Consider the following 11,205-nt stretch of genomic DNA (forward strand, 5'->3'; position numbering starts at 1 on the left):
TGCGGTAATGTTGATAGGCGGGCGTTTGCCGCACCAGCAGGTCGGGGGTGACTTCCAGCGGCGGGGACTCGGCCGGCACTACCAAGACCGTCCGAATTCCGCCGATCCCGGCGGCGGCAGGCTTGATGTCCGGCGCCCGGCAAGCGTTCAATAGCAAGCCGGGCAGCAGGCAGACGGCAATTATGTTAACAACCCGGCCAAATCCGGGCGGTGCGGTGTTCGAAGGCAGTGGTTGTTGCATGGCGTGCTCCATCGGGCTATCGTCCGCTAAGTTTCATCGAATCGATACTTTATAGTCGGAAGCACTATAAGAATTGCTTTGATATAAGACAAACGATATTTATTGGACTTTAATATTGGTAAATCCGATACTAGAACGGATGGATATTGAACAAATCAGAACTTTTTTGAGTGTGGCCGCCAACGGCAGCTTTCTGGAGGCGGCCAACAGGCTGTATGTGACCCAGTCGACAGTGAGTATGCGCATCCAACGCCTGGAAGCCTATCTTGGGGTGGTGCTGTTTAAGCGCAATCGTTCCGGCGCCAGCCTGACGCTGCAAGGCAGACGCTTTTTACGCCATGCCAAATCACTGTTGGTAACGCTGGAGCAGGCCCGCCACGACATAGGCTTGCCCAGCCGGTTTCGCGCCAGCATCACGATCGGCGCCAGAATTGCGCTGTGGGAAACCTTGTTGCCGGAATGGATAGGCGTTATCCGGCAACGGATGCCGGATATTTCGATATGCAGCGATATCGGCTTCGAGGAAAATCTGATGCGGAGCCTGATCGAAGGCTCGATGGACATCGGCATGATGTACACCCCCCAGCATGCGCCGGGCCTGCTGGTCGAGCATTTGTTCGACGAAACCCTGGTATTGCTCAGTACCGATCCCGGCAGGCCCTGGCCTAATGACGAGTACATTTATGTCGATTGGGGGCCGGGGTTTTACGCGCAACACAGTAATCGTTATCCGCATATCGAGCGCCCGGCGCAGCGGGTCAACATCGGCTGGTTGGCTGTACAGCTGACGCTGGCCAACGGCGGTTCCTGTTTTCTGCCGGTACGGCTGGCTCAGCCGTTGCTGCGGGCGGGCAGACTGTTTCATGTGCCGGACAGCCCGCAATTCATACTGCCGGCGTATATGGTTTCGGCGCGCGACCGCGACTCGGAGGTATTGCAACAAGTGCTTGACCAGCTGCGAATGCTGGCCGCGCTTGAACGGCAAAAAACCTATTGATATGCCCCGCCGGCAATTTGCAAAATCGGCCCAGCCCGAATTCGGCACGGGCTGCCGCCGCACCTGAAAATCGATTGTAAGGTTTGCGACAATTTGCCGTCCCGACTACCGCTTCTGCTGTCGCCAACCCGCCAAAAAACGCCCGGGTAAGCCGTGAAACCGGCGGTTTATTAGATTGGCAAGCCTTTTGCTTTAATCGAATCAAAGGCATTTGCCGGTTTTGACCGAGGTTGTAGCATGACACCCACTTCCCGTTCCGTCATCATCGATGACACCACTCTAAGAGATGGCGAGCAATCGGCCGGGGTGGCATTTTCCCTGGATGAAAAACTCGGCATCGCCGCGCGGCTGGCCGCATTGGGCGTACCGGAACTGGAGATCGGTATCCCCGCCATGGGCGCCCAGGAGCGCGACGAAATCAAAGCCATTGCCGCGCTGAACCTGCCTAGCAATTTGTTGGTGTGGTCCAGGATGCGCAAGGACGATTTAAAGCATTGCCTGGGTTTGGGCGTAAACCGGGTGGATTTGTCCATCTCCGCCTCCGACCAGCACATTCAACACAAACTTAAACAAAGCCGGGCCTGGGTGTTGGAAACCATCGATTATTGCGTCAAGGTTGCCGTCGATGCCGGCTTAAAGGTATGCGTCGGCGCCGAGGATGCGTCCAGGGCCGATAGAAGCTTCCTGGCGCAAATGGCGGAAACCGCGCAGCAAGCCGGCGCCAGCCGGATCCGCTTTGCCGATACCGTCGGCATCATGGAACCTTTCGGGGTGTATGAGGCGATACGCCACTTGCGCACGGTCACCGAAATGGACATCGAAATGCACGCCCACGACGATTTGGGCCTGGCCACGGCCAACACGCTGGCCGCCGCCATGGCCGGCGCCACCCACCTCAATACCACCGTCAACGGCCTGGGCGAACGCGCCGGCAATGCCGCGCTGGAAGAAGTGGTGGTCGGTTTAAAACAACTGTACGGTATCGAGTCCGGCGTGGATTTACGCAATTTCCCCGCGCTGTCGCATCAAGTGGCGGCGGCGTCCGGCGATACCATCGGCAGCCGCAAGAGCCTGATCGGCCGCGATGTGTTCAGCCACGAGGCCGGCATTCATGTCGATGGCCTGTTGAAGGATCCGCACAATTACCAAGGCGTCGATCCGGCCCTGGTCGGCCGCAGCCACCAACTGGTGCTAGGCAAGCATTCCGGCAGTCGGGGCGTGATGCATGCCTACCAGCAGCTCGGCATTGCCGTCAACCGTTGGCAGGCAGGCCGTTTGCTGCCGATGATCCGGCAGTTTGTCAGCATTCACAAGCGTGCGCCGCAAAGCGCCGATTTGAACCAATTTTTACTCAGCCTATAACAGAGGTGTCCGATGAACAGTAAACGCCAAAAACAAGCCCTGCAAACCGCCGGCAAACTGGAAGCCGCGCAGGCGAACCTGCCGCAATGCGAAATGCAGGACGACCGCTATCCGGGCAGTTTTTTCCGGGTTCCCGGCATCCCCGCCCCCGGTAAAACCACCTGGAGCTTGGCAAAATGATGTTCTTTTCGCCGCCCCGGCCCAATACCGCGCCGAGTTTGTGGCAAGACTGGCGCGAGGATGTCGGCTGCGTATTCGCCCGCGACCCGGCCGCCCGGAATCTGCTGGAAGTGTTGCTGGCGTACCCGGGCGTGCATGCGGTGTTGTTGTACAGGGTGACCCACAGGCTGTGGCTGGCGGACTGGAAACTCTCGGCCCGGCTGGTGGCGGCTTTCGCCCGCTGGCTGACCAACGTCGACATTCATCCCGGCGCCACCATAGGCAAACGCTTTTTTATCGACCACGGCGCCTGCGTGGTGATCGGCGAAACCGCCGAAATCGGCAACGACGTCACGCTGTACCACGGCGTCACTCTGGGCGGTACCACCTGGAACAAGGCCAAACGCCACCCGACTTTGGGCAATAACGTCCTGGTGGGGGCGGGCGCCAAGATTTTGGGAGCGATCAACCTGGGCGATAACGTCAGAGTCGGCGCCAATTCGGTGGTGATCAAGGATGTGCCGGCCTGCTGCACCGTGATCGGGATTCCCGGCCGCATCATTCAGCAAAAAGGCGTGAAGATTCAAAACCCGCGCGGCATCGATCTGGATCATCATCTGGTGCCGGACCCGATCGGCAAGGCCATCACTTGCTTGGTGGAGCGCCTGGATAAACTGGAAGCCAATCAGGAAAAGTTCGTGATGCTGGAAACCGAAAATTGCGGCAGCTGCGAATCGGAAGGCGTCTGCCACGGCGAGGACAAAATCGTCTTGAAACAAGCCGCGGGTGGGCAGTAATGGACTTATTGGAATTTGAAGCCAAGGATTTGTATTTTCAAACGGAAGACAGCGACGAAGTGCAGGCCTTGATCCAATACGCTTCGGAATTGTATAGCAGCGGGGAAGCCGAACTGCCGTTGCTGCAAGCCTTTTTACGGGCGCCGGAATCGCTGAACGTATTGGTGTCGCTGAACCGGTTTTATTACTACCAACACCGCCTGGAAGAGGCCTTACTGATTTCCGAAAGGGCGCTGGAATTGATACGGCGGGAGCTGGCGTTTCCCGGCGATTGGCGGCAGCTGGAGAGGGCGCACATCAGCGGGGCTCCCAAGGACTGGTTGACCCGCGTCAGGTTGTATTTATTCACCTTGAAGTCGGTCGGCTTTTTGAATATGCGCATGGAGAATCTGGAGCTCAGCCGCGGCATCTTCGAAAAACTGGTGGCCTTGGACGACAAGGACCGTATCGGCGCCAAAGCGCTTTTGGAGCTGGTATTGCAAAGACAACAGGCCGCGGTTGCCTGACATGGGGGAGAGCGCCCGTTTCAAGGGTGGGGAATTTTTTGAGGTATTGGCAATGTTAAAAAGCATAAGAGACAAACTGGATTCGACGCTGCTGCCCGCGGTGTTGTTTGCGTTACTGGTGATTTATTTGTTGAGCAGCGATCCCAACATAATCGGGCCGTATTAGAGCGGCGGATTAATAAACGCAGCTTTTGTTCTAGCGGTGGGTTTTACCCATCCTTCATTTTTAAAGGTGATTAACATGATTAAGCATAAATCCGATCCTTTTCTGGCCCAAGCGTCTTTAATGCTGGCGATTATGTTGGTGATGTATGCGCTGGGCGGCGATAGCGGCAACCTGGATCACCTGATAGCCGCGAGGTAACTTTATGAGTTTTGAAGACGATATGGAAGAACTGGAATCCGCCGAGGACTTTTTACAGTATTTCGAACTGGCATACGATCAAACCGTGGTCCACGTCAATCGCTTGCATATCCTGCAGCGCTTCCACGACTATCTGGATAAGGGAGAGGAGCGTTTGCCGGAAGACGAAGACAGCAAGCGCCAAGTCTATAAGCAGCTGTTGGCGCGGGCCTATCAGGATTTTGTCGATTCCGACGCGCAGACCGAAAAAGTCTTCAAGGTCTTCAACATGCCGGATCCTCAAAACGTATTCGTGGCATTGACCGACATCAAGACATGAAAGAAGAGCGCTTCGACGAAGGCCGCTTCGAATACGGCGAGGCGGTGCGGATCACCCGCAATGTGCGTAACGACGGCACCTATCCCGGCAAGGAAGTAGGCGAACTGCTGATACGCCGGGGTAGTGTCGGCAACGTCATCGAAGTGGGTACCTTTTTGCAGGACCAGGTGATTTACACGGTGCATTTTCTGGACCAGGGCCGCATGGTCGGCTGCCGCCTGGAAGAGCTGATTCCGGCCGATGCGCCCTGGAATCCCAGCCGTTTCGAGTTTCGCGATCTGGTGGTTTGCACTATCGACTTGGGCGTGCAGGGCAATGTGCTGGCCGGGAAAGGTTCGGAAGGCGAAGTCTTGAAAGTGCTGCGCGAAACCCAGCCGTTGCAGTACCACGTGCGTTTTCCCGGCAGAACCCTGCAAGTGCCGGAAAGCGTGTTGGAACCGGCCGATCCGAAAAACTTTAGAGAACCGGAGGATTAATGATGAGTCGAACTTCCGAAGCAACCATCGAGCCTTATACCTTGTTGCGGGCTTCGTTAAGCTTGTTCAAAAAAGCCCCCACCGAGTTGGAAAATCAACAGTTATCGCAGGCGCAAAGACAGGCCAAAAACGAATACGAAATCGAAACCCGGGTGCTGAATTCCAACGAAGCGGCCAGCGTGATCGTCTCCGAACAGGAAGTGGCCAATGCCTTTGCCGAGGTGCGCGACCGATTCGAAGACGAAGCGGCATTCGAGGCGGCTTTGCTGGCCAACCGGCTGACCACGGAAAGCTTGCGGGCGGCCCTGTCCCGGCAGTGCAAGGTCAACAGCGTGTTGGAAAAAGTGGCGGCGCGGGCGCCTAAAGTCAACGAGGTCGAAGTGGGGATTTTTTACCACTCGCATCCGGACAAATTTCATATTCCCGAGCAGCGCACGGCCCGGCATATTTTGATCAGTATCAATCCGGATTATCCGGAAAATACCCGGGAAAATGCCTTGCAACGCATAGAGGAAATTGCCGAAACCTTGAAGCGCAAACCGCATAAATTCGCCCATTTGGCTTTAAAGCATTCCGAATGCCCCACGGCTTTAAACGGCGGCGAACTGGGTACGCTGGTGCAAGGCAAGTTATATCCCGAGCTGGACGAAGTTCTGTTTCAGTTGAAGGAAAACCAAATCAGCGCCGTCGTGGAAACGGAAGTGGGTTTTCATTTGATTCAATGCAGCAAAATTATCCGGGCCGAAACCCTGTCGCTGAAAAATGCGACCCCTAAGATAAAACAAATCATGCAGGAACGTTCCCGGCGCAGATGCCAGCGCAGCTGGCTGGCGAGTTTGCCGGCAGTTAAATCCTAGGTGCGCGGCGCGTACCTTTTTGTTACCCAATGGTGAAAACGATGGCCAAAGAATCCAAGCATTGTTCCTTTTGCGGTATCGAAGCCTCGGCCTCGGTTCCCATGATAGCCGGCACCGAAGGCTTTATTTGCGAAGCCTGCGTGATGCTGGCCAGCCAGGTGGTATCCAGCTGGGGCAAGAAGAAAGAACTCACCGAAATGCAGGGCGCGCTGCCCAAGCCGGCGGAAATCAAGGCCATGCTGGACCAATATGTGATCGGGCAGGATCTGGCCAAGGAAATTCTGTCGGTCGCGGTGTACAACCATTACAAACGCCTGAAGCACGAAAGCGCCAAAACCGGCGGCTTGGGCGAGGCCGATACCAATGTGGAAATCGGCAAATCCAATATTTTGCTGATCGGGCCGTCCGGCACCGGTAAAACCTTGTTGGCCAGCACGCTGGCGAAAATCGTCGGCGTGCCGTTTACCGTGGCCGACGCCACCACGCTGACCCAGGCCGGTTATGTCGGCGACGACGTGGAAAACATTCTGGTGCGCTTGCTGGACGTGGCCGACGGTAATATGAGCAAGGCCGAGTGGGGCATTGTTTACATCGACGAAGTGGACAAAATCGCCCGCAGCCCGGAACAGGCTTTCGGTACCCGCGATGTGTCCGGCGAGGGCGTGCAACAGGCCTTATTACGCCTGGTGGAAGGCTCGCACGTCAAAATCGCCGCCAAGGGCCGCCGCAAGGACAGCGGCAGCGATAGCTTGATGATAGACACCAGCAACATTTTATTCATCTCCGGCGGGGCGTTTCCCGGTTTGGAAAAACACGTGGAAAAACGCTTGCAGCCGCGGAAAACCGCCATCGGTTTTCATGCGGAAATGAACGACGACAGCCAAAAGCCTTCCCTGGAAGCTTTGCTGAATGCGACCCAGCCCGACGATTTGAAGCGCTTCGGCCTGATTCCGGAATTTATCGGCCGTTTCCCGGTGCTGGCGCCGCTGGAACCCCTGGATGTAGACGCCTTGATTCAGGTGTTGACCGAGCCCAAAAACGCCCTGGTCAAGCAATACCAAAAACTGTTCGCCTACGACGATGTGGAGCTGGAATTTACCCAGGAAGCCCTGGTGGAAATCGCCGAAAAAGCCATCGCCCGCGACACCGGCGCCCGCGGACTGCGCAGCATCATGGAGCATGTATTGCGTAAAACCATGTTCGACGTGCCGTCGCGCGGCAATGTAGAGCGCTGCATCGTTACCGCCGAGGTAATCAAGGGCGAGGCGGAGATTCAGGTGGTGGAACGGGAACCGGCCGCCGGCCGGGATTTACAGCGCTTATCTGGCGGCGAGTGAGGTTGCGCGGCGCGCTGCACAGCAGCGTTTTCATACCGGATTAATCCCTGGTGACGTTGAAATAATTCGCGGAAATCGGCAGGTAAAGTGATTTAATCGTGCCACCGGCTGGGCCGGCTCCCTAAATTATTCAACCACAGCAAGGAAAAGTATGGCCGCTATCAACGCCTTCGTGCGTCGTTATATTCGCAGTTTTGAAATGATCGGGGTGTTAATGCGTATTTTCAGTTTCAGCCTGGTCAGTTGGCTGGGCCCCGAGAGTCCGTTTTTGTTTATCTGGAGCGTCAACACCGCCGATGCCATCGTGTTGTCCTGGTGCTCCATTTTGAAACAGGATCACGCCTATACCTTATTGAATGTGTTCTGGGTCATGGTGGGTATTGTCGGGGTGTTGCGGGCCGAGAATTTGATTCATTAAACCGATGCGGTAACAAGAAATAGCCGGATCAACCGATAGCCACTTTCAATTGGATAATTATTAATGAGCACTAAAGAAACCATACTCAAACAAATTGCCGACAACCCTATCCTGCTGTATATGAAGGGGGTGCCGACCGCACCGGAATGCGGATTCTCGGGCAAGACCGTGGAAATCCTCAATGCCACCAAAGTGCCGTATGCCTATGTCGATGTTTTGAGGGCGCCGTTTATCCGCGACCGGCTGCCGTCCGTTTCCAAGTGGCCGACTTTTCCGCAGCTGTTCGTCAAGGGCGAGCTGGTCGGCGGCGCCGACATCGTCGAGGCCCTGTATAACGACGGCAGTTTACTGCCCATGCTGCAGGCCGCCGTCAAGCCGGCCGAAGACGCAGCGGAAAACAACGTTATCACCCATTCCGAAGTCGAAGCGTTGATTCTGGGCAGTTACCCCGATGCGCAAATCGCCATCGAAGGGCAGGGCTGCGATTTGACGATAAGGGTGGTCAGCGAGCAATTCGCCGGTTTAACCATGGTCAAACAACACCAGGGTGTCATGGCCACCTTGACCGAACCCTTGGCCAGCGGCCGTCTGCATGCCGTAACCCTGAAAACCTTTACCCCCGAACAATGGCAGGCGCAACAACCTGCTCCGCAAGCCGGTTTGCTGCAAATTCAACTTTGATTTTATTAATAATGGAGAACGATCATGGCTAAAGTAGGCATATTCTTTGGAACAGATACCGGCAACTCGCGTAAAGTCGCCAAAACCATCCACAAACAACTGGGCGACGAATTGGCGGACAAACCCGTCAACATCAGCAAGGCCACCGTCGACGATTTATTGTCTTACGAGGTGCTGATCATCGGTACTCCTACCTACGGCGACGGCGAATTGCCCGGCCTGACCGCCGGCACCTCCGCCGAGAGTTGGGAGGAGTTCATGCCGCAGCTGGCCGGCGCCGATTTTTCCGGCAAAACCATTGCCTTGTACGGTTTGGGCGATCAGGCCGGCTACCCGGACAATTTCGTCGATGCCTTGGGCATGCTGTACGACGCCTTTGCCGACTGCGGCGCCAGCTTCGTCGGCGCCACCTCCACCGAAGGTTATACTTACAACAGTTCCAAGGCGGCCATGGGCGACGAATTCGTCGGCCTGGTGCTGGACGAAGACAACCAAAAAGAACTCAGCGACGATAGGCTGCAGGCTTGGTTGAAGCAAATCGAATCCAGCTGGGCCTGATGTAACGCCCATGCCTAACTTGCCCGCCGAGGCCCTGAGCGAAACGTCCTTCGCGACGGTGGATGTGCTGCTGCACAGCCAGACACCGCGCGCCCGGCGGGCCAATGTGCTGGTATTTCGTTACCGGGGCCGGCTGTATGCCTATGTGAACCACTGCATGCACATGCACCGGCCTTTGAATTGCCAAGAAGATGCGGTGTTCGACCCCGAACGCCGCTGGCTGCGCTGTTCAATGCACGGCTTTATCTTCGAACCGGACACCGGCATTTGTCGCAGCCCGGTCTGCGAAGGGCAGGCCCTGCAAGCCGTCAAAGTCGCCGAAGAAGACGGCCTGATCGTCTTCAAGGAAAAACAGCTGCAAGTTTTGGCGGTTCATGCCGCCAAGGCTGCGCCTGGAGGCGAACATGCTTGAAGAAACCGCCATCGTCACTCGTGTTACGGACGGCGAAGTCTGGATCAAAAGCCTGCAAAGCGGGGCCTGCGGCGGCTGCGCGCAACACAGCAGCTGCGGTACCGCCACCTTGTCCAAATGGCTGCCCAAGCGGGAGTTCGCGGTGGAAAGCGACCGGCCGCTAAACGTCGGCGATCAAGTGCGGGTCGGCATAGACGATTCCCACGTCTTGCTGAGTTCCATCGTGCTGTATCTGCTGCCCATTGTGGTGATGTTGCTGGGGGTAGGGCTGGCGACTATTTTTTTGCCGCCCGCATTCTGCGAAGCCTGGCTGCCGGAACTGTCCTTGAGTCTGTTGTTGGCAACATTCTGGGTCATACACAAGCTGCAAAATGTGTTGCTGTTGTATTTTTGTTTCAGGCCGCAGATTGTCGGCAAGCTTTGATGCCTGTGGCAAAAATAGGTTACCTCTCTAAAGCTTGAAGCAACATTTGGTTTAATTTCATCCGGCAAATCCTGGTTTGTTCATGTCATCCATTGATATACCGCGACCACCGCTAAAACCGGCGTCATGGAAAAAACGCATAACAGCACTAAGCACCCGCTGCCTCTGCCAACCGCATAATTGCGAACGGGTTGAGCCGGATTTTCCCGCAACCACCGCTGATGACAAGGACTGCAATACAGTTTCACAAAACCATTGTTCCAGGCTTGAATGGTACGAGCATCAAAATTGGCAACTGCCTTACAGCGGGCACAAGTAAACTGCTTTTCTTTGGGTTTCTTTTGCCGATTCAAAACCAGAAAGGCGATTACCGTTGCAACGGCGTAAGGGGCCATCGCCTCATTTAGCAAACGCGATTGATAAAAGTCCCAGGCAAGTTTGCTAAGACTGCCCAGTAAGATCAGCATCAACAAGTAATCAAACGCATTTTTCCGAGGCGGCGTTACCTGAATATGCTGTGATTTTCGTTGCAGGGTAGTTTGAGCGACCAATCCTTCGATGACCACCGCTTTAGCTTGCAAACGCTTCTTAGAATCCAAGGTCGATTCATAAACCACACTGTCACCGACCTGCGGACGCCGGCTGCTGGTTTTCAGGCTAGAAATATGAAAAAACACTTTCTCGGCGCCATCATCGGAAACGATAAAGCCAAACCCTTTGTCATCATGCCACTGGTTGATTTTGCCTTTCATATATCCTCCTGTGATTAACCCTTTTGAGAGGATGGGGTGGTTTTAGCACGCGACGACTGACGTGTTTTGACCGGTTTGTCAGTAGACCGGGCAGCAGCAATGCGCGCCAATAATTCACTGGCCGGTTCGTCGTTGGGATCTTGCGGGACCAGTTCACCGCGAAAGGCTTTGGCCAGTAGTGACGGGGTAAGTTTTTCGACTTGGGCGCGGGCGTTGGAGTAGCGTGCTTCCAGGCGATCGGCGTAGGCGAAGAGGGATTCGACGCGGCGGACGATTTCGTTTTGCTCTTCAAATGACGGTTTTATTAGTACAAGTTCCTTGATTCTAAATAAACCTAGCTTGTCTTGTGTGGTGGCAATTTTTTTCGCGTGCATTTGTGCTCGTAATTCTGGTGATGCCAGTTGATACATTAAATATCTTGATAGAAATCCATCACGAACAATGATTCTTGCGGCATTTTCTGTCAGATTGCTGCCTGATATGGTTTCTGGAACTTGTCCCACCAACCCGATAGTGCCTGCTATGCTGATATAAATATCTCTACT

At 55.3% G+C, this 11,205-nt stretch carries 18 protein-coding genes; 15 read left to right on the forward strand and 3 right to left on the reverse strand.

Annotated features, from left to right (window positions below; all coding sequences use genetic code 11):
* Positions 1–241: hypothetical protein (locus NP596_RS17040; protein ID WP_256616590.1), on the reverse strand; the 241-nt coding region annotated here is incomplete at its 3' end.
* Between the two features lie 139 nt (positions 242–380).
* Here NP596_RS17040 and NP596_RS17045 point away from each other — a divergent pair.
* From NP596_RS17045 to NP596_RS17115, 15 genes are all read left to right on the forward strand, one after another.
* Entirely contained in the window at positions 381–1,238 is an 858-nt protein-coding gene (locus tag NP596_RS17045) for a LysR family transcriptional regulator (protein WP_256616591.1), read from the forward strand.
* Positions 1,239–1,475: 237 nt separating this feature from the next.
* Positions 1,476–2,600, forward strand: a complete 1,125-nt coding sequence (gene nifV / locus NP596_RS17050) for a homocitrate synthase (RefSeq protein ID WP_256616592.1) — start codon at positions 1,476–1,478, stop codon at positions 2,598–2,600.
* Between the two features lie 12 nt (positions 2,601–2,612).
* On the forward strand, positions 2,613–2,780 hold the full coding sequence (locus NP596_RS17055) for a hypothetical protein (RefSeq protein WP_256616593.1): 168 nt from the start codon (positions 2,613–2,615) through the stop codon (positions 2,778–2,780).
* Positions 2,777–3,556, forward strand: coding sequence for a serine O-acetyltransferase (gene cysE / locus NP596_RS17060; protein ID WP_256616594.1), 780 nt, complete (start codon positions 2,777–2,779; stop codon positions 3,554–3,556). Before NP596_RS17055 ends, cysE begins: the two co-directional genes overlap by 4 nt.
* Positions 3,556–4,062, forward strand: a complete 507-nt coding sequence (locus NP596_RS17065; protein ID WP_256616595.1) for a hypothetical protein — start codon at positions 3,556–3,558, stop codon at positions 4,060–4,062. The genes cysE and NP596_RS17065 overlap by 1 nt, the downstream gene beginning before the upstream one ends.
* Positions 4,063–4,303: 241 nt before the next feature.
* Positions 4,304–4,426, forward strand: coding sequence for a hypothetical protein (locus tag NP596_RS17070; protein ID WP_256616596.1), 123 nt, complete (start codon positions 4,304–4,306; stop codon positions 4,424–4,426).
* Between the two features lie 4 nt (positions 4,427–4,430).
* Positions 4,431–4,745 (forward strand): nitrogenase-stabilizing/protective protein NifW, encoded by a 315-nt coding sequence (gene nifW / locus NP596_RS17075; RefSeq protein WP_256616597.1) that lies wholly within the window; start codon positions 4,431–4,433, stop codon positions 4,743–4,745.
* Positions 4,742–5,221, forward strand: coding sequence for a nitrogen fixation protein NifZ (locus NP596_RS17080; RefSeq protein WP_256616598.1), 480 nt, complete (start codon positions 4,742–4,744; stop codon positions 5,219–5,221). The genes nifW and NP596_RS17080 overlap by 4 nt, the downstream gene beginning before the upstream one ends.
* 2 nt (positions 5,222–5,223) lie before the next feature.
* Positions 5,224–6,078: a nitrogen fixation protein NifM gene (gene nifM, locus NP596_RS17085; protein ID WP_371927971.1), complete on the forward strand. Its 855-nt coding sequence runs from the start codon at positions 5,224–5,226 to the stop codon at positions 6,076–6,078.
* Between the two features lie 41 nt (positions 6,079–6,119).
* On the forward strand, positions 6,120–7,415 hold the full coding sequence (clpX, locus tag NP596_RS17090; protein WP_305891805.1) for an ATP-dependent Clp protease ATP-binding subunit ClpX: 1,296 nt from the start codon (positions 6,120–6,122) through the stop codon (positions 7,413–7,415).
* Positions 7,416–7,566: 151 nt separating this feature from the next.
* The gene (locus tag NP596_RS17095) at positions 7,567–7,833 is read left to right on the forward strand and encodes a hypothetical protein (protein WP_256616601.1); all 267 of its coding nucleotides are present in this window, start codon (positions 7,567–7,569) and stop codon (positions 7,831–7,833) included.
* Between the two features lie 63 nt (positions 7,834–7,896).
* Entirely contained in the window at positions 7,897–8,514 is a 618-nt protein-coding gene (gene grxD, locus NP596_RS17100) for a Grx4 family monothiol glutaredoxin (RefSeq protein ID WP_256616602.1), read from the forward strand.
* A 24-nt stretch (positions 8,515–8,538) separates the two neighbouring features.
* Positions 8,539–9,072 carry a flavodoxin gene (locus NP596_RS17105; RefSeq protein WP_256616603.1) on the forward strand — a complete coding sequence of 178 codons (534 nt, stop codon included), beginning with the start codon at positions 8,539–8,541 and terminating at the stop codon, positions 9,070–9,072.
* A 10-nt stretch (positions 9,073–9,082) separates the two neighbouring features.
* Entirely contained in the window at positions 9,083–9,484 is a 402-nt protein-coding gene (locus tag NP596_RS17110) for a Rieske (2Fe-2S) protein (protein WP_256616604.1), read from the forward strand.
* Positions 9,477–9,908, forward strand: a complete 432-nt coding sequence (locus NP596_RS17115; RefSeq protein ID WP_256616605.1) for a SoxR reducing system RseC family protein — start codon at positions 9,477–9,479, stop codon at positions 9,906–9,908. The genes NP596_RS17110 and NP596_RS17115 overlap by 8 nt, the downstream gene beginning before the upstream one ends.
* Before the next feature lie 80 nt (positions 9,909–9,988).
* Here the strand turns inward: NP596_RS17115 and NP596_RS17120 are convergent, their stop codons facing one another.
* Entirely contained in the window at positions 9,989–10,660 is a 672-nt protein-coding gene (locus NP596_RS17120; protein WP_256616606.1) for a cold shock domain-containing protein, read from the reverse strand.
* A 14-nt stretch (positions 10,661–10,674) separates the two neighbouring features.
* The coding region (locus NP596_RS17125; protein ID WP_256616607.1) for a restriction endonuclease subunit S at positions 10,675–11,205 on the reverse strand (531 nt) is incomplete at its 5' end.

The organism is Methylomonas rivi (assembly GCF_024505165.1).
Taxonomy (GTDB): domain Bacteria; phylum Pseudomonadota; class Gammaproteobacteria; order Methylococcales; family Methylomonadaceae; genus Methylomonas; species Methylomonas rivi.

Coding starts and splice junctions, on each gene's coding strand:
- NP596_RS17065 (WP_256616595.1), top strand. CDS start 3,556: ATGGACTTATTGGAATTTGAAGCCAAGGATTTGTATTTTCAAACGGAA.
- clpX (WP_305891805.1), top strand. CDS start 6,120: ATGGCCAAAGAATCCAAGCATTGTTCCTTTTGCGGTATCGAAGCCTCG.
- NP596_RS17110 (WP_256616604.1), top strand. CDS start 9,083: ATGCCTAACTTGCCCGCCGAGGCCCTGAGCGAAACGTCCTTCGCGACG.
- nifW (WP_256616597.1), top strand. CDS start 4,431: ATGAGTTTTGAAGACGATATGGAAGAACTGGAATCCGCCGAGGACTTT.
- NP596_RS17120 (WP_256616606.1), bottom strand. CDS start 10,660: ATGAAAGGCAAAATCAACCAGTGGCATGATGACAAAGGGTTTGGCTTT.
- NP596_RS17045 (WP_256616591.1), top strand. CDS start 381: ATGGATATTGAACAAATCAGAACTTTTTTGAGTGTGGCCGCCAACGGC.
- cysE (WP_256616594.1), top strand. CDS start 2,777: ATGATGTTCTTTTCGCCGCCCCGGCCCAATACCGCGCCGAGTTTGTGG.
- nifV (WP_256616592.1), top strand. CDS start 1,476: ATGACACCCACTTCCCGTTCCGTCATCATCGATGACACCACTCTAAGA.
- nifM (WP_371927971.1), top strand. CDS start 5,224: ATGAGTCGAACTTCCGAAGCAACCATCGAGCCTTATACCTTGTTGCGG.
- NP596_RS17105 (WP_256616603.1), top strand. CDS start 8,539: ATGGCTAAAGTAGGCATATTCTTTGGAACAGATACCGGCAACTCGCGT.
- NP596_RS17095 (WP_256616601.1), top strand. CDS start 7,567: ATGGCCGCTATCAACGCCTTCGTGCGTCGTTATATTCGCAGTTTTGAA.
- grxD (WP_256616602.1), top strand. CDS start 7,897: ATGAGCACTAAAGAAACCATACTCAAACAAATTGCCGACAACCCTATC.
- NP596_RS17080 (WP_256616598.1), top strand. CDS start 4,742: ATGAAAGAAGAGCGCTTCGACGAAGGCCGCTTCGAATACGGCGAGGCG.
- NP596_RS17070 (WP_256616596.1), top strand. CDS start 4,304: ATGATTAAGCATAAATCCGATCCTTTTCTGGCCCAAGCGTCTTTAATG.
- NP596_RS17115 (WP_256616605.1), top strand. CDS start 9,477: ATGCTTGAAGAAACCGCCATCGTCACTCGTGTTACGGACGGCGAAGTC.
- NP596_RS17055 (WP_256616593.1), top strand. CDS start 2,613: ATGAACAGTAAACGCCAAAAACAAGCCCTGCAAACCGCCGGCAAACTG.